Source organism: Sphingomonas echinoides (assembly GCF_029623395.1).
In the GTDB taxonomy this organism is placed as follows: Bacteria; Pseudomonadota; Alphaproteobacteria; order Sphingomonadales; family Sphingomonadaceae; genus Sphingomonas; species Sphingomonas echinoides_A.
The window spans coordinates 90,737-106,918 of sequence record NZ_JAPYKK010000005.1 but is presented as its reverse complement, the minus strand read 5'-3'; the positions used below and the strand labels follow the sequence as shown (position 1 = coordinate 106,918).

At 65.0% G+C, this 16,182-nt stretch carries 13 protein-coding genes; 7 read left to right on the top strand and 6 right to left on the bottom strand.

The genetic code is table 11. The annotated features are described in order from the left end of the window. The first annotated feature begins 209 nt into the window (after positions 1-209). On the top strand, positions 210-1,781 hold the full coding sequence (locus QBJ92_RS04885) for a spinster family MFS transporter (protein ID WP_277968569.1): 1,572 nt from the start codon (positions 210-212) through the stop codon (positions 1,779-1,781). 35 nt (positions 1,782-1,816) lie between these two features. Here QBJ92_RS04885 and QBJ92_RS04880 read toward each other — a convergent pair whose 3' ends face one another. The 3 genes from QBJ92_RS04880 to QBJ92_RS04870 form a co-directional block, all read right to left on the bottom strand. Continuing rightward, entirely contained in the window at positions 1,817-2,353 is a 537-nt protein-coding gene (locus QBJ92_RS04880; protein ID WP_277968568.1) for a superoxide dismutase family protein, read from the bottom strand. 156 nt (positions 2,354-2,509) lie between these two features. Next, positions 2,510-3,526 (bottom strand): ferritin-like domain-containing protein, encoded by a 1,017-nt coding sequence (locus tag QBJ92_RS04875; protein WP_277968567.1) that lies wholly within the window; start codon positions 3,524-3,526, stop codon positions 2,510-2,512. A gap of 40 nt (positions 3,527-3,566) precedes the next feature. Further along, positions 3,567-4,550, bottom strand: coding sequence for a ferritin-like domain-containing protein (locus tag QBJ92_RS04870; protein ID WP_277968566.1), 984 nt, complete (start codon positions 4,548-4,550; stop codon positions 3,567-3,569). A 410-nt stretch (positions 4,551-4,960) separates the two neighbouring features. On the opposite strand from QBJ92_RS04870, the gene acnA reads away from it, so the two are divergent. The 3 genes from acnA (at position 4,961) to QBJ92_RS04855 (ending at position 11,325) form a co-directional block, all read left to right on the top strand. Continuing rightward, positions 4,961-7,633, top strand: coding sequence for an aconitate hydratase AcnA (gene acnA, locus QBJ92_RS04865; RefSeq protein ID WP_277968565.1), 2,673 nt, complete (start codon positions 4,961-4,963; stop codon positions 7,631-7,633). Between the two features lie 410 nt (positions 7,634-8,043). Beyond that, positions 8,044-9,432 carry a helix-turn-helix domain-containing protein gene (locus tag QBJ92_RS04860; protein ID WP_277968564.1) on the top strand — a complete coding sequence of 463 codons (1,389 nt, stop codon included), beginning with the start codon at positions 8,044-8,046 and terminating at the stop codon, positions 9,430-9,432. Positions 9,433-9,729: 297 nt separating this feature from the next. After that, positions 9,730-11,325: an isocitrate lyase gene (locus tag QBJ92_RS04855; protein WP_277968563.1), complete on the top strand. Its 1,596-nt coding sequence runs from the start codon at positions 9,730-9,732 to the stop codon at positions 11,323-11,325. A gap of 46 nt (positions 11,326-11,371) precedes the next feature. On the opposite strand, the gene QBJ92_RS04850 is transcribed toward QBJ92_RS04855, so the two are convergent. From QBJ92_RS04850 to QBJ92_RS04840, 3 genes are read right to left on the bottom strand one after another with little or no spacing between them, the layout of a single operon-like run. Then, positions 11,372-12,322, bottom strand: coding sequence for an aldo/keto reductase (locus QBJ92_RS04850; RefSeq protein WP_277968562.1), 951 nt, complete (start codon positions 12,320-12,322; stop codon positions 11,372-11,374). Beyond that, positions 12,319-12,528, bottom strand: coding sequence for a hypothetical protein (locus tag QBJ92_RS04845; protein WP_277968561.1), 210 nt, complete (start codon positions 12,526-12,528; stop codon positions 12,319-12,321). The genes QBJ92_RS04850 and QBJ92_RS04845 overlap by 4 nt, the downstream gene beginning before the upstream one ends. Further along, on the bottom strand, positions 12,528-12,863 hold the full coding sequence (locus QBJ92_RS04840) for a hypothetical protein (protein WP_277968560.1): 336 nt from the start codon (positions 12,861-12,863) through the stop codon (positions 12,528-12,530). Before QBJ92_RS04840 ends, QBJ92_RS04845 begins: the two co-directional genes overlap by 1 nt. Positions 12,864-13,039: 176 nt before the next feature. Between QBJ92_RS04840 and QBJ92_RS04835 the strand changes: the two genes are divergently transcribed. From QBJ92_RS04835 to QBJ92_RS04825, 3 genes are all read left to right on the top strand, one after another. Next, the gene (locus QBJ92_RS04835) at positions 13,040-14,008 is read left to right on the top strand and encodes an ArsR/SmtB family transcription factor (protein WP_277968559.1); all 969 of its coding nucleotides are present in this window, start codon (positions 13,040-13,042) and stop codon (positions 14,006-14,008) included. After that, positions 14,005-14,943 (top strand): methylenetetrahydrofolate reductase [NAD(P)H], encoded by a 939-nt coding sequence (gene metF, locus QBJ92_RS04830; RefSeq protein ID WP_277968558.1) that lies wholly within the window; start codon positions 14,005-14,007, stop codon positions 14,941-14,943. The genes QBJ92_RS04835 and metF overlap by 4 nt, the downstream gene beginning before the upstream one ends. A 133-nt stretch (positions 14,944-15,076) precedes the next feature. Next, on the top strand, positions 15,077-16,123 hold the full coding sequence (locus QBJ92_RS04825) for a homocysteine S-methyltransferase family protein (protein ID WP_277968557.1): 1,047 nt from the start codon (positions 15,077-15,079) through the stop codon (positions 16,121-16,123). Positions 16,124-16,182 lie beyond the last annotated feature (59 nt).

The following is a 16,182-nucleotide window of genomic DNA, read 5'->3' as shown; positions in this document are numbered from 1 at the left end:
GCGAATCCGGGGGGCTTCCGGCGGCAGCAACATAGCGTAACATGACGCAGCCACGGGATCCGGTGCCGTAGGCGGCCGCGCCGATCCTAAAACGCGCCTGCAAGCGCGGCGGCGGGGCGCTCCAATTCGGGTTGCTAAATCGCTTTCGTAATCGCGGTATGCTCTGCTACGCTTCGTACAAGAACAAAAGTTCGAGAGGAGCGCTCCCAATGCATACCGGCCCGGCCATCGCGGATTCGCCCGAAACGGCCCGCGTTTCCCGTTATGCGTGGCTGGTGCTCGGGATCCTGTTCCTCGTCTACGTGCTCAATTTCGTCGATCGGCAGATCATCTCGATCCTCGCGGAAGACATCAAGCGTGACCTCAATTTGAAGGATGAGGATCTCGGCTTTCTGTATGGGACCGCATTCGGCGTGTTCTATTCGCTGTTCGGTATTCCACTGGGTCGGCTTGCGGACACGTGGCACCGGGTCCGCCTGATGACGCTCGGTCTGGGGCTGTGGTCCGCGATGACGGCGGCATCCGGGCTCGCCCAGAGCGGGGGTGCGCTCGCCGCGGCGCGGATCGGCGTGGGCGTCGGGGAGGCGACCGCGAGTCCCTCGGCCTATTCGCTGATCTCGGATTATTTCCCGAAACGCCTGCGCGCGACCGCGCTCGCGATCTATTCGTCCGGATTGTACGTCGGGGGCGGGCTGTCGCTCGGAGTCGGCGGGTTGATCGTTCAGCGGTGGAACCAGGCCTATCCCGACGGCGGGCCGTTCGGTCTGCACGGTTGGCAAGCCGCGTTCATGATCGTCGGCATTCCCGGCCTGATCCTGGCGGCGGTCGTCGCGACGCTGCGCGAACCGATCCGTGGTGCCGTCGAAGGCTTGCCGCGACCGGAGCGGCATCCGGCACCGTTCAGCGCGTTCCTGTCGGAATTGCTCACGATCCTTCCACCGTTGACGCTGATCGGCGCTGCGCGGGGCGGGTTACAGGCGTTTCTGACCAACATCCTCGCCCTCGGGATCGTCGTTGCCGCCGTGCTCGGCCTGCATGCGATCGGCGAGCCATGGCCACAGTGGATCGCCGTAGGGATCGGGGTGTATGCGGTCTTTTCCTGGGCGGCGGCGCTGAAGCGTCGCGATCCGCCGACGTATCGGTTGATCGTCGGTAATCCGGCCTTTCTGTGCATCGTCGTGGCTTATGGCCTCAATGCGTTCATGGCCTATGCGATCAGTTTCTGGGCGGCGCCGTTCGTGATGCGGACGTTGGGTACGTCGCCGGCGATGGCGGGGCTCCTGGTCGGGTCGACCGGTGCGCTCGCGGGATTTCTGGGGGTTATGCTCGGCGGCCTGATGGCGGATCGGCTGCGGCGGCGGAATCCGGCGGGGCGCGTGATCGTCGTCCTGTTCGGCGCGATCGCGCCGATCCCGTTCGTCATCGGAGCGTTTACCGCGACGAGCGCTGCAGTCTTCTTCCCGTGCTTCTTCTTGTCGAGCATCTTCGCCAGCACCGCGCTCGGGGCTGCCGGAGCGACGATGCAGGACCTCGTGCTCCCTAGAATGCGTGGAACCGCGACGGGGACATTCTTCATCGGGACGACGCTGCTCGGGTTGGCGATGGGGCCGTATCTCGCAGGGCGAATCTCGACGCTCTCCGGCAGTTTGTCTGTGGGGGTTTTGTCGCTGCTGTGCGCCGCGCCAATTACGATCGCAGCAGGCCTTGCGGCGTACCGGCTAGTGCCGAATGCCGAGGCGCAACGAGAGGCGTGGGCGCGGGGTGCGGGCGAGGACATCTAGTCCAGACCAACTCGCCCCCCGCAGCCCGCGAAACCTTAACTCGCGGCGAATACGCCGCAGGCAACGCGCCCGCCGCTGTTGCCCGAGGGGTCGGTCATCAGATCATCCGGGTTGGCATGAACGACCAGCGCTGACCCGTCTGCGTCGAGCAACCCGGCCATCGTTGCGCCGGGAAGAACCATCCCGATCGTCCCGCGACCGTTCGTGCCGACGACCAGGTTCGGCAGGTCGCCCGCATGTGGGCCCTGCGGGTTCATCGACCCGTGCTTGGTGGATGTCGGATTCCAATGTCCGCCGGCGCTGGCAAAGTCAGGGGCATCGCACTTGCCGACCGTATGGACATGCGCGCCGTGGGTGCCCGCGGGCATCCCGGTCACGTCGACCGTGAGGCGAAGGCCACCGCCGACTTCGGTCGCGCTTGCGCGGCCCACTTCGGCGCCGTCCGCGGTTCGCAGCATGGCAACGGCACGGGCGCCGTTCGCCATCGGGGCGCCGGTCTTTGGACCTGCCTTGTCGCAGGCGGAGAGGCTGAGCGTCGCCAAGGCTGCCGCAGCGAGGATCGGTACGCGCATGGGGTATCTCCTGTTATGTGTCGGGGACGTGTTGCCCTGTAACGCATTGCGCGACAAGCGGAGCCGGGAATTGCATAAAAAAGGACCGTGCGACGATCGTCGCACGGTCCTTGCAAGGTTCCACCATGTCAATTGCCTGACATGGTGGAGATACGATCAGTTGGCGTTGCTGGTCTTGATCGACCCGTTCACGCCATTGGGGAAGAAGCCCCCCCCTACCGTCGCAGACTTGGTAAGGTACACGATGTTCAGCACATTCGCTGCACTGCGGCTGTAAGCGATACCCGAGCCGTCGGTCGGAACGATGTTCGAAATCGACGAGTCTGCCCCGGCAATCCCCTGATCGTCCTCGATTGATCCATCCAGACTGTCTCGCGCGTCACTGATCATCCGAACCTGATCGAAGATCGAACCCGTGGCCGTGCCGGCGGCGAAGCCCTTGCCGTACAGGATCGTGCGGATCAGACCCGCGTGATACGCTTCTGCCGCCAGAATGCCCGCTGCGGCGTCCAGATAGGTCTTGCTCGTCAGCAACGGCGCGGCGCCCTTGTAGGCGCTGACGCCGACGTCCTCGAAGATGAAAGCGCCGAGCAGGAACGCATTGTCGTTGGCGTACGGATCGAACACGCCCGTCGACGAGACGACACCGGCCGCCCGCGCGGCTGCGGTGAACGCCCCCGTCGCGCTGCCGTCGATGTTGATCGCCGGCATCGCCACCGCCGCAGACCCGAGCGCAGTACGCAGGTAGGCGACATGCGCGATCTCGTCTGCCGCGATCTCACGCGCATATTGTGCGACGATCGGGTCTTCGAAGGTTACCTTGCGGCCGCCGGTTACGGCACCTTGCGTTCCGACACCGGTGACTTGCGATGCGGGAAGACCCGTGCCGTACACCGCGAACGAGTAGAACTGTGCTTCGAGATATTCGAGATTGAGCGCGAAGTTCAGAATATCCCCGTCGGAAACGGGCGCACTGGTCGGCGTCGGGGTAGGGGTGGGCGTCGGGGTCGGCGTCGGGTTGAAGCCCTTCGGCCCGTTATCGCACGCGGCGAGCAGCGAAAGACCGCCCGCTGCGACCGTCGCCTGACCGGCGACGCGAAGGAAGTTGCGGCGCTCGTCGCGGCGGCGGTCACTCGCCTCCAGCACCTGCGTCAAAATATTCGTAGTATCCATTGCTACTCTCCCTTGGAGAAGGCGTGATGTCTAAAGCGGCTTAATTGGCGCCGCTGAACCGCAGGTCGGCGTTCGGGTTGTTCGTCCCGTTGGGGAAGAAGCCGCCTGCCATCACGCGCGCGTTGGTGAGGTACGCAATGTTATGGACTTGCGCGACGGTGCGCGAGAACGCGAGACCGTTCTCGTCGAGTGGCACGATGTTGGATGCATCTCCACCGTTGATCTGGACGGTCGAAATACCCTGATCGAGATCGGTCGTACCGTCGAGGCTGTCCCGCGCGTTCGAGATCTTGTCCGCCGACGTGCGAAGCGCGGGCGTGTCGACACCCTTGCGGTACAGTACGGTTCGAACGAGTGCGGCATGATACGCCTCGACCGCGAGGATGCCGGCTGCGGCTTCCAGATACGTCTTGTTGGTCAGCAGCGTCGCGCCGCCCTTATAGGCCGTGACGCCGACGTCTTCGAAGATGTACGCGCCGAGCAGGAAGTTGTTGTCGTTCTCATACACGTTGAACGCCTCGCCAGCGCCGATCAGGCCGGCCGCGCGTGCGGCGTTGCTGAAGGCGGAGGTCGGGGTCACGTCGATGTCGATCGCCGGTTGCGCGATCGCCGACGTGCCGAGCTGCGTGCGCAGAAAGGTTACGTGCGCGAGCTCGTCGCCTGCGATCTCCTTGGCGTAGGCAGCGACGATCGGGTCACTGAACGTCACCTTGCGACCGCCCGTAACTGCGCCCTGAGTGCCGAGACCGGTCAGCATGTTGGCGGCGAGGCCCGTGCCGTTGGCGGCAAAGCTGTAGAATTGCGCTTCGAGATATTCGAGATTGAGCGCGAAGTTGAGCACGTCGGCGTCGCTTGGTGCGCTTTGCGCTTCCGCACGACCCGCCAGGCCGATTGCGGCTCCGCCCGCGAGACCCGCCACGGCGGCTGCGCCGAACGCGGATTTAAAGAAATCACGACGATCGTTGCGTCGTTCTACGCGCCGATCGAGCGCTTCGATCAACTGCTGGTTTACATCTTCGGTCATTGAACTCGACCTCCCTGTGGATGGTACTTCGCTAACCCGCACATCGAGTTATGGTTCCAAGCCGTTGTAAACAAAGGCAAAAACCGAAATTCAAGGCGCGCGCAGACGGTGCCCGGAACCGCATGAACCGAACCCTCTCCCGTCGTGGCACAGCTACGCTCGGTATTTGGCCAAGGACGCACGACCGTTAAAAAATTACTTAGTATCTCTGCGTAGTAAAAGAATGTGTCGGGTTTTCCCCGGAGTATGCGCGAACCCACGGTGAACGCAGACGCGCCCTTTCCCCCGCGCAGCCCCCTTGCTAAGGGCACCTCGACTCTTGCATTCGCACAGTCGGTCGCGCCCGCGCGGAGCCTTGACGGTTTCGCCTCCCCGCCGCGGCCCGACGCATAGGGAAGGACCCGCTGCACATGACCGCCATTGGCCAGGATACACTCGGCACGCGCACCACGCTTGACGTTGGTGGCACCGCTTACGACTATTACAGCCTCGCCACCGCCGCCGAGAAGCTGGGCGACATCAGCCGCCTGCCGTTCTCGATGAAGGTGCTGCTCGAGAACCTGCTCCGCTTCGAGGATGGCGTCACCGTCACCACCGAGGATCTCCAGGCGATCATCGACTGGCAGCAGGAGCGCAAGTCGGACCGCGAAGTCCAGTATCGCCCCGCGCGCGTGCTGATGCAGGATTTCACCGGCGTCCCGTGCGTCGTCGATCTCGCGGCGATGCGCGATGCGATTACCAAGCTCGGCGGCGACCCGGTCAAGATCAACCCGCTCGTGCCGGTCCATCTCGTGATCGATCACTCGGTGATGGTCGACGAATTCGGCACGCCGCAGGCGTTCGAGGATAACGTCGAGCTCGAGTACCAGCGCAACAACGAGCGCTATGAGTTCCTCAAGTGGGGCTCGAAGGCGCTCGACAACTTCAAGGTCGTGCCTCCCGGCACCGGCATCTGCCACCAGGTCAATCTCGAGAACATCGCGCAGGCGGTGTGGTCCTCGACCGCGCCCGACGGCAAGACGATCGCCTATCCCGACACCTGCGTCGGCACAGACAGCCACACCACGATGGTCAACGGCCTCGGCGTGCTCGGCTGGGGCGTCGGCGGGATCGAAGCGGAAGCCGCGATGCTCGGCCAGCCGGTCTCGATGCTGATCCCCGAAGTCGTCGGCTTCAAGCTCACCGGTGAACTCGCCGAGGGCATCACCGCGACCGATCTCGTGCTCACCGTCACGCAGATGCTGCGCGCCAAGGGCGTCGTCGGCCGCTTCGTCGAGTTCTACGGCCCGGGCCTCGACGCGCTCAGCCTCGCTGACCGCGCGACGATCGCCAACATGGCACCTGAATATGGCGCGACCTGCGGCTTCTTCCCGGTCGATGACGCCACGCTCGACTACATGCGCCTCACCGGGCGCAGCGAAGAGCAGATCGCGCTCACCGAGGCATATGCCAAGGCACAGGGCATGTGGCGTCTCGCGGATGCGCCCGATCCCGTCTTCACCGACACGCTCGGCCTCGACATGGCGAACGTCGTCCCGTCGCTCGCCGGTCCGAAGCGCCCGCAGGACAAGGTCATCCTCACCGAGGTCGACGACACGTTCAACGCGGATCTCGCCAAGGTCTACGGCCATTCGAACGCCATTCGCGTCCCCGTCGAAGGCCGCGACCATGACATCGGCGACGGCGACGTCGTGATCGCCGCGATCACGAGCTGCACCAACACCTCCAACCCGTCGGTGCTGGTCGCCGCAGGGCTGGTCGCGCGCAAGGCGAACGCGCTGGGCCTCAAGCCCAAGCCGTGGGTCAAGACCTCGCTCGCCCCTGGCTCGCAGGTCGTCACCGACTATCTCGACAAGGCCGGTCTCACGACCGATCTCAACGCGGTCGGCTTCAACCTCGTCGGCTATGGCTGCACGACCTGCATCGGTAACTCGGGCCCGCTCGCGCCTGCGATTTCCGCAGCGATCAATGGCAACGACATCGTCGCGGCGTCGGTCCTGTCGGGCAACCGCAACTTCGAGGGCCGCGTCTCGGCCGACGTGCGCGCGAACTTCCTGGCTTCGCCGCCGCTCGTCGTCGCCTACGCGCTCAAGGGCACGGTGACCGAGGACTTCACCACCACGCCGATCGGCCAGTCGACCGCGGGCGAGGACGTGTACCTCAAGGACATCTGGCCGACCAACGCCGAAGTCCGCGAAGTGATGGACGCCAACATCGACCGCGGCATGTTCCAGTCGCGCTACGCCAGCGTCTTCACGGGCGATGCCAAGTGGCAGGCGATCGATATCGACGGGTCGGACACCTATGCGTGGCCGGCAAGCTCGACCTACATCGCCAACCCGCCGTATTTCGAGGGCATGTCGATGACCCCGGCGCCGGTGCAGGACATCATCGAGGCGCGTCCGCTTGCGATCCTCGGGGATTCGATCACGACCGATCACATCTCGCCGGCTGGTTCGATCAAGGCAGACAGCCCTGCGGGTGCGTGGCTGATGGAGCGTCAGGTCGCGCGTGCGGACTTCAACAGCTATGGCGCGCGTCGCGGCAACGACAATGTCATGGTCCGCGGCACCTTCGCCAACATCCGCATCAAGAACGAGATGGTCCCGGGCGTCGAGGGCGGCATGTCCTCGTACAAGGGCGAGACGATGCCGATCTACGATGCGGCGATGCGCTTCAAGGAAGACGGCGTTCCGTTGATCGTCATCGCGGGCAAGGAATATGGCACCGGTTCGTCGCGCGACTGGGCGGCGAAGGGCACCAATTTGCTCGGCGTCCGCGTCGTCATCACCGAGAGCTTCGAGCGGATCCATCGCTCGAACCTCGTCGGCATGGGCGTGCTGCCGCTGCAGTTCGCCGACGGCGTCGATCGCAAGACGCTGAACCTCGACGGGTCGGAGAGCTTCACGATCATGAAGGTCTCGGAAATCCGCCCGCGCCAGAACGTCGAAGTGACGATGACCCGCGCCGACGGCACGGTCGAGACGTTCATGACGCGCTGCCGGATCGATACCGTCAACGAGCTGGAATATTTCCTCAACGGCGGCATCCTGCAGTACGTGCTGCGCAAGCTGGCTGCGTAAGCGGGGCGGGCGGGCTTCGGCCCGCCGGTTTTGTGAGGTGCAAGGAGGGGCGGGGAAACCTGCCCCTTTTTCGTGCTTGATGAAGGCTTCCGTTTGCACGGCGGGCGCTTCCCCGGCGAAGGCCGGAGCCCAGGAGTGGGCGGTGGATCGCGGCGGCAGTGGTCGGTTACAGCGGCCTTCGCCGGGGAAGCACTTGTGTACGGAACGTAACGCCTTGCCCCAGAACGGGAAATGCCCGCCACACTTGCGTGTGGCGGGCATCCTTTCCTCCCCAGGAAACTTTCTTGACCAGTCCCTAGGCGGCGAATCTCGTTCGCGTAACGGCGCATCGCATCGCAGCGCGGTCGGCTTGTAAACTTCCCTGGTCAAGCGTACGTACGTTTGTAAAGTATTGACGAGCGGAGGGATACATGGCCGATCGCAAGCTGTTCGCTGGACACGCGGTGCGTCGCCTGCGCCGCGGCGCTGGCCTCACCCAGGCCGCAATGGCCGAAGTGTTGACGATTTCCCCCAGCTATCTCAACCTCGTGGAAAAGAACCAGCGCCCGCTCTCCGCGACGCTGCTGGTCAAGCTGGCCGAAACGTTCGACTTCGATCCCCGCGCGCTGGCGGCGGGCGAGCCCGGCGGCGGCGAGGCGGCGCTCCGGCGCAGATTGGCCGACCCGATGTTCGCCGACCTCGAGATCGACCGCAACGAGATCGAGGAGTGGCTCGCAGGCGCACCCGGCGGCGCGGAAGCGTTCGCGCGTGCGTTCGACCGGATCCGCGCGGGCGGGACGCCCGACGATCCCGCCGCAGTCGATCCGATCAGCGAGGTCCGCCGCGAGATCGAACGCTGGCGCGGCCATTTCGCCGACCTGGATGCCGCGGCGGAGGCGCTCGCGGACGAATTGCGGATGGGCGCGGGGGATCTGTACGGCGCGATCTCGGAACGGTTGCGCGTCAAGCACCAGCTGACGATCCGCGTCCTGCCGGTCGACGTGATGCCCGAACTGCTGCGCCGCACCGATCTCCATGCGCGACAGGTGCAATTGTCGGAAATGCTTGATCCCGCCAGCCGGACGTTTGCCGTCGCGGTCCAGCTCGCGCAGATCGAAGCGCGCGACGAGATCGAGGCACTGGCCAAGGGCGCAGGATTTGCCGACCGCGCAGCCGAGCGGCTCTATCGGCGCCACCTCGCCAATTACTATGCGGCGGCGTTGATGATGCCCTACGCCCGGTTCCTGCGTGCGTGCGAGGCGACGGGCTACGACATCGAATTGCTGCAACGCCGGTTCGGCGCGGGGTTCGAACAGGTCGCGCATCGTATGACCGCGCTGCAACGGGTTGGCGCACGCGGGCTGCCGTTCTTCCTGGTGCGGATCGACCGGGCGGGGCAGGCGTCGAAGCGTTTCTCGGGCGCGAGCGCATCGCCGCTTGCCGAGGCGGAGGCGCGCTGTCCGCTATGGCGGCTCCACGCAGCGTTCGAGCGTCCGGGAACGCTGGCGGTTCAACTGGTGGCGCTGGAGGACGGATCGCGCTGGTTCACGATCGCGCGCACCGTCACTCCGCAGGGGCGGCGGTATGGCACGGTGCCGGCGGAGTTCGTCGTCGGGGTCGGCGTTGCCGCTGCACATGCGGGCGCGCTTGCCGCGGCGCGTGGGGTCGACCTGACAGGGGAAGCGACGCCGATCGGGCTGGGGTGTCGTGCCTGTGGGCGCGGACAGTGTCCGCAACGGTCGCTGCCGCCGTCGGGTCGCGCGCTGATCGTCAACGAACGGGAGCGCGGAATCAGCGGCTTCTCGTTCGGCGGCGACTGAGCCGACCTCGCCCGTTTCCGGCGGTGCTGTTCTACAGCGCGGCGTCTTTCTATGGTGTGGGGTACGGCTCTCCCCGATGTGCTCAGCCGCGTTTGATAAAGGGGAGGGGCCAAATTACGATGCGATTCCGCCTAACTTTCCCCTAACCTTCCGACCATCTGCGGTGTCAACAACATCACACATTTACAAATAACCTGGCGAAGGATTGACGGCGGTACGCTGTAGTTCGGACGTTTCCCGTCTGGATTCCTGTAAAGAACGCTATTCCGTGGAAATCGCTACACAGTGAGGCCCTCGATGACGTACCAGTCCAGCATCGCTCAAACCAACACGCTGATCCGCAGCCACAACGGCTCGTGGGACGGCATCTCGGCCGAGTCGGTCGCGCGGATGCGGCTCCAGAACCGGTTCCAGACCGGCCTCGACATCGCGCGCTATACGGCGGCCATCATGCGGCGCGACATGGCGGCCTATGATGCGGACCCAGCGCACTACACCCAGTCGCTCGGCTGCTGGCACGGGTTCATCGGGCAGCAGAAGATGATCAGCATCAAGAAGCACTTCGGCTCGACCGAGCGGCGCTATTTGTACCTGTCGGGTTGGATGATCGCGGCGCTCCGCAGCGAGTTCGGCCCGTTGCCCGACCAGTCGATGCACGAGAAGACCAGCGTCCCCGCGCTGATCGAGGAACTCTACACGTTCTTGCGTCAGGCCGACGCCCGCGAGCTCGGGATGATGTTCCGCGACATCGATGCGGCGCGCGCTTCGGGCAATGCGATCGAGGAGCAGCGCCTGCTCAACGCGATTGAGAATTACCAGACGCATGTCGTTCCGATCATTGCCGACATCGACGCCGGCTTCGGCAATGCCGAGGCAACGTATCTTCTCGCCAAGAAGATGATCGAGGCGGGGGCGTGCGCGCTCCAGATCGAGAATCAGGTCAGTGACGAGAAGCAGTGCGGCCATCAGGACGGCAAGGTCACGGTCCCGCACGAGGACTTCCTCGCGAAGGTCCGCGCGTGCCGCTACGCCTTCCTCGAGCTGGGGGTGGACGACGGTATCATCGTCACGCGCACCGACTCGCTGGGGGCGGGACTGACCAAGCAGATCGCGGTGTCGAAGGCACCGGGCGACCTCGGCGACCAGTATAACAGCTTCCTCGACTGCGAGGAGATCGACCCGACGACCGCACGCAACGGCGACGTCATCCTCAACCGCGACGGCAAGCTGCTGCGCCCCAAGCGGCTGCCCTCGAATCTATTCCAGTTCCGCGCCGGATCGGGCGAAGACCGCTGCGTGCTCGATTGCATCACCTCGCTTCAGCATGGCGCGGACTTGTTGTGGATCGAGACCGAGAAGCCGCATATCGAACAGATCGCGGGTATGGTCGACCGGATCAGGGAGGTCATTCCCAACGCCAAGCTGGTCTACAACAATTCGCCGTCGTTCAACTGGACGCTCAACTTCCGCCAACAGGTCTATGACGCCTGGGCCGCGGAAAGCCGCGACCTGTCAGCGTACGATCGGACGAAGCTGATGTCGGTCGACTATGACGGCACCGCACTGGCGGACGAAGCGGACGAGCGCATCCGGACCTTCCAGCGCGACGCCGCGGCGCGTGCGGGGATCTTCCATCACCTCATCACGCTGCCGACCTATCACACCGTAGCGCTGTCGACCGACAATCTTGCCAAGGAGTATTTCGGCGAGGCGGGGATGCTCGGTTATGTGAAAGGCGTCCAGCGCAAGGAAATCCGTGAGGGGATCGCCTGCGTCAAGCACCAGAACATGTCGGGCAGCGACATCGGCGACGACCACAAGGAATATTTCGCGGGCGAGGCAGCCCTCAAGGCCGGCGGCGCGCACAATACGATGAACCAGTTCGCTGCCTGAAACGGTACCCCTTCCCCGGCGGAGGCCGGGGAAGGGGAGGACCTGTTTACGCGCCCGCCGCCGTCAGCCGGTCCAGCTGCTCGGTGGTCAGCGCAAGGTTCATCGCACCCAGCAGATCCTCGACCTGCTGCACCGACGTGGCGCTGGCGATCGGCGCGGTCACCGCGGGCTGCTCCTTGAGCCACGCCAGTGCGACCTGCGCGAGGCTGGCACCGGTTTCGTCGGCGACCGAATCCATCGCCGCCAGCACGGCAGGACCGTTGCCATCGAGGAGTTCTTGCATCCGCCCACCGCGTACGCTCTTCCCAAAATCGTCCGCGCTGCGATACTTGCCGGTCAGGAACCCGGAGGCGAGCCCGTAATAGGGCACGACCCCGATGTTGTTCTCAACGCAATAGGACTGCAGTTCGCCTTCGAACTTCTTGCGACTGACGAGGTTATACTCGGGCTGAAGCACATGGAAATGCGGCAGGCCATGCTCGCGAGCCGCATCGTTTGCCGATTTCAGCCGCTTGGCGTGGAAGTTCGACGCTCCCAGCGCGCGGATCTTGCCCGCATCGATCAGCTTCCCGAACGCCGCGAGCACGTCCTCCTGCGACACCGACTCATCGTCCTGATGCGCGAAATAGAGGTCGATCGTGTCGACCCCGAGCCGCTGCAACGACGCCTCGCACGCCGCCGCGATCCGCGCCGGGGCGAGCTTTTCGCCGCCCTCGCCAGGAAGCATCCCGACCTTTGTCGCAATCTGAACCTGATCGCGCTTGCCGCTCTGCTTGAGCCAGGCGCCGATCATGCTCTCGGACTCGCCGCCCTGATGTCCGGGTACCCAGGCGGAATAGACGTCGGCCGTATCGATCATCGTACCACCGCCCGCGACGAACGCGTCTAGCACGGCGAAGCTGGTGGCCTGATCCGCGGTCCAGCCAAAGACGTTGCCGCCCAGCACGAGCGGCGCGATGCGGAGGTCGGTGGCCCCGAGGCGACGGTGTTCGGTCATTGCGGCTTGGCTCCAGATTCGTCTTCGGTGCCGCCCTCATCATCGGGGACGACTTCAGCGGCGTTCATGTCGGCACTGTTCGCGTCGAGTGGGACGGTGGCGGTGTTATGCGACAAATCCTCGCCAGCCATCGCGTTACGGGCAGCAGGAGTGCCGCCCGAACACGCGCTGACCAGCGCTGCCACCAACAGGACGCCCCAGCGCATCAGTTGTCGATCTCGTTACCGATATCGCGGGCAGCGGCACCGGCGCGATCGCCCACGCGGTCGGCCTTTTCGCCGAGGCGGTCTGCAGCCCGGTCTGCGTCGTCGCCGAGCCGGTCTGCTTTCTCACCGGCCGCCTGGCCGAAATTGTCCATCCGTGTCTCGGCGTCGCTGAGCGCGGCGTCGGTATCGTCGCGCGCCTTCCGGGCGGTTTCGTTGACGTCACCCGCAATCGAGTTTGCAGCGGTGCTGGCGTCGTTTTGTGCCTTTTCGCTGCAGGCCGACATGCCGCCGGCGGCGAGGGCGAGGATCGGCAGGAGGAGGATGGACTTGGTCATAAAGGCTCCCGTGATAGGATCGGTTAAGGTATCGAAGGGGTCTAACCCACGCAATCGCGCAAAGGTCCGCTGACGGGACGATCGGACCCGGGGACGCGATACGTTGCGAAAGTCGCACAGCGCAGCCATCGTCGTCGTTGACCGCATATAAAGATATCTTTATATGTCGCTGCCAGATGACCATCGCTCTCGATATCTTTCGCGCTCTGGCGGACGCGACGCGCTTGCGGATCGTGGCGTTGCTGCGCTCGATGGAGCTTTCCGTCGGGGAGCTTGCGCAAGTGTTGGGGCAAAGCCAGCCGCGCGTGTCCCGCCACGTCAAGATCCTGTGCGACGCCGGGCTGGCCGAGCGGCGGAAAGAAGGCAGCTGGGTGTTCGTGGCGCTGGGGGAAGGGGCCACGGTCGGCCCCGTGCTAGGCGCGCTCGACCAATGGGCCGCGCTCTCGCCCGATCACTGGGCGGTCGCGGATGCGGCGCGGCTGGCGGCGGTTCGCGCGGACCGGGCGGCGTCTGCAGCAAGCTGGTTCGAGGCGAATGCCGGCCAATGGGACGCGATCCGCTCCCTCCATATCGCCGAAAGCGAAGTCGAAGCGGCGATTTCTGCCGTAGTCGGCGATGCGCCGATCGGGCAGTTGATCGATATCGGGACGGGGACTGGCCGGATGCTCGAACTGTTCGCCGGACGGGCGGATCAGGCTTTGGGAATCGACCGATCGTCGGAAATGCTGCGGCTTGCGCGTGCAAAATTGTCCGAGCGGGGGCTCACCAACATCGAGTTGCGGCAGGCGGATCTGTATGCGCTGCCGCTAGCCGATCGCGCGGCGGACGTCGCGATCGTCCATCACGTGCTGCATTTCGCGCAACAGCCTGGCGCTGCGATTTCTGAAGCGGCACGCGTGCTCAACGTGGGGGGGCGGCTGCTGATCGCCGACTTCGCGGCGCATGACCGCGAGGAATTGCGCGCGCAGGACGGGCATACCCGACTGGGTTTCGCCGATGAGCAGATGACGACGTGGTTCGCGGCGGCCGGGCTCGACCCGGTGCGCACCGAAACGCTGATGGGTGGCGAACTCACGGTCAAATTGTGGCTGGCGCGCAAGCGCGATGCCGAACGTTCCGGAATACAAGAGGCGATGGCGGCATGACGATTTCGGTAAACCAGCTCGAGGAGGCGCGGCGCGCGCTCGAAGCGCCGTTGTTCGCGGATTTGGCGGGCGATGCGGCAGTATCGTTCGAATTCTTCCCGCCCAAGACAGAGAAGATGGAAGAGGCGCTGTGGCAGACCGTGCGCACGCTGGAGCCGTTCGCGCCCGAGTTCGTGTCGGTGACCTATGGTGCCGGCGGGACGACGCGGGATCGCACCCACGCGACCGTCGCGCGCATCCAGCGCGAGACGACGATGCCGGCGGCGGCGCATCTCACCTGTGTCGAGGCATCGCGGGGCGAGATCGACGAGATCGCGCAGGAATATTGGGCGGCGGGCGTGCGGCATATCGTCGCGCTGCGCGGAGACGCGCCGGGCGCGGACGGGTTCGTTCCGCACAAGGACGGCTATACCAATGCTGCCGATCTGGTGGCGGGGCTCAAGCGGCTGCATCCGTTTGAGATTTCGGTCGCCGCTTATCCCGAATGCCATCCCGACTCGCATGACGATGCGCATGATCTCGACAATCTCAAGCGCAAGCTGGACGCGGGCGCGACGCGGGGGATCACGCAGTTTTTCTTCGAACCCGAGACGTTCTTCCGTTTTCGGGATCGTGCGGCGGCGGCGGGGATCGATGCGCCGATGGTGCCGGGGATCATGCCCGTCACCAATTTCCAGAGCATCGTGAAGATGTCGGCGATGTGCGGCACCGAGGTGCCGGCGTGGATGGGGCGGTTGTTCGAGGGGCTCGAGGATCATGCGGGCGCGCGCGGTCTGATCGCGGCGACGCTGGCGGCCGAGCTGTGTCGCAAGTTGTATGCGGGCGACGTGCGGAACTTCCATTTCTACACGCTCAACCGTGCGGAGTTGAGTTTCGCGATCTGCCATTTGCTGGGGCTGCGGGCGAAGACCGTGGCGAACGCAGCGGCGGCGTGACTTTTTCATAGCCCCTCCCCTTCAGGGGAGGGGTTGGGGTGGGGCAGTGCAGCGGGGTTTCGCTCTCTGCGAGGCACTTCCCCACCCCCAACCCCTCCCCTGAAGGGGAGGGGCTTTAAAGTGGAACCAGCTTATGACGATCCGTGAAACATTCCTTGCCGAGGCGGCCAAGCGCATCCTCATCACCGACGGAGCGTTCGGGACCGAGATCCAGAACTGGAAGCTGTCCGAGGCGGACTATGCCGGCGACCTCGGCCTCGCGAAGGACCAGAAGGGCAACAACGACATTCTCGCGCTGACCAAGCGCGAAGTCCCCGAAGCGATCCACCGCGCCTATTTTGAGGCAGGCGCGGACATCGCCGAGACCAACACTTTCTCCGCCAACCGCATCAGCCAGGCCGATTATGCCGCCGAACATCTGGTGCGCGAGATCAACGTCGAGAGCGCGAAGCTCGCGCGGGCGCTGGCGGACGAATATCAGGCGAAGGACGGCCGCCCGCGCTTCGTCGCAGGGGCGATCGGGCCGACCAACAAGACGCTGTCGCTCAGCCCCGACGTCAACGATCCGGGCTTCCGCGAGATCGACTTCGATTATCTCAAGGGCGTCTACCGCGAGCAGACCGACGCGCTGATCGAGGGGGGGGCGGACTTCATCCTGGTCGAGACGGTGTTCGATACGCTCAACGCCAAGGCGGCGATCATGGCGGCGCTCGAGGCGGGCGAGGCGCTTGGGCGTGACGTGCCGATCATGCTGTCGATGACGCTGACCGATCTGTCCGGGCGCAACCTGTCTGGGCATACGGTCGAGGCGTTCTGGCATGCGGTGCGGCATGCCAAGCCGGTGACGATCGGGCTCAACTGCTCGTTCGGCGCGGAGCAGTTGCGGCCGCATGTGCGCACGCTTTCCGATATCTGCGATACGCTGATCATGGTCTATCCCAATGCCGGGCTGCCCAATGAGCTCGGCGAATATGACGAAATGCCCGCGACGACTGCCGGGCTGGTCGGCGAGTGGGCGAGTGCGGGTCAGGTCAACGTGCTCGGCGGCTGCTGCGGATCGACGCCTGCGCACATCAAGGCGATTGCGGATGGGGTGCGCGGGCTGACGCCGCGCGCGCTGCCGGTGCCGCCGGTGGTGACGCGGCTTGCCGGGCTCGAGCCGATGACGATGGCGGCGTGACATCTCCCTCTCCCCGCTTGCGGGGAGAGGGCAAGCGAGCGAAGCGAAGCGGGGGAGAG

Coding starts and splice junctions, on each gene's coding strand:
- QBJ92_RS04885 (WP_277968569.1), top strand. CDS start 210: ATGCATACCGGCCCGGCCATCGCGGATTCGCCCGAAACGGCCCGCGTT.
- QBJ92_RS04880 (WP_277968568.1), bottom strand. CDS start 2,353: ATGCGCGTACCGATCCTCGCTGCGGCAGCCTTGGCGACGCTCAGCCTC.
- QBJ92_RS04875 (WP_277968567.1), bottom strand. CDS start 3,526: ATGGATACTACGAATATTTTGACGCAGGTGCTGGAGGCGAGTGACCGC.
- QBJ92_RS04870 (WP_277968566.1), bottom strand. CDS start 4,550: ATGACCGAAGATGTAAACCAGCAGTTGATCGAAGCGCTCGATCGGCGC.
- acnA (WP_277968565.1), top strand. CDS start 4,961: ATGACCGCCATTGGCCAGGATACACTCGGCACGCGCACCACGCTTGAC.
- QBJ92_RS04860 (WP_277968564.1), top strand. CDS start 8,044: ATGGCCGATCGCAAGCTGTTCGCTGGACACGCGGTGCGTCGCCTGCGC.
- QBJ92_RS04855 (WP_277968563.1), top strand. CDS start 9,730: ATGACGTACCAGTCCAGCATCGCTCAAACCAACACGCTGATCCGCAGC.
- QBJ92_RS04850 (WP_277968562.1), bottom strand. CDS start 12,322: ATGACCGAACACCGTCGCCTCGGGGCCACCGACCTCCGCATCGCGCCG.
- QBJ92_RS04845 (WP_277968561.1), bottom strand. CDS start 12,528: ATGCGCTGGGGCGTCCTGTTGGTGGCAGCGCTGGTCAGCGCGTGTTCG.
- QBJ92_RS04840 (WP_277968560.1), bottom strand. CDS start 12,863: ATGACCAAGTCCATCCTCCTCCTGCCGATCCTCGCCCTCGCCGCCGGC.
- QBJ92_RS04835 (WP_277968559.1), top strand. CDS start 13,040: ATGACCATCGCTCTCGATATCTTTCGCGCTCTGGCGGACGCGACGCGC.
- metF (WP_277968558.1), top strand. CDS start 14,005: ATGACGATTTCGGTAAACCAGCTCGAGGAGGCGCGGCGCGCGCTCGAA.
- QBJ92_RS04825 (WP_277968557.1), top strand. CDS start 15,077: ATGACGATCCGTGAAACATTCCTTGCCGAGGCGGCCAAGCGCATCCTC.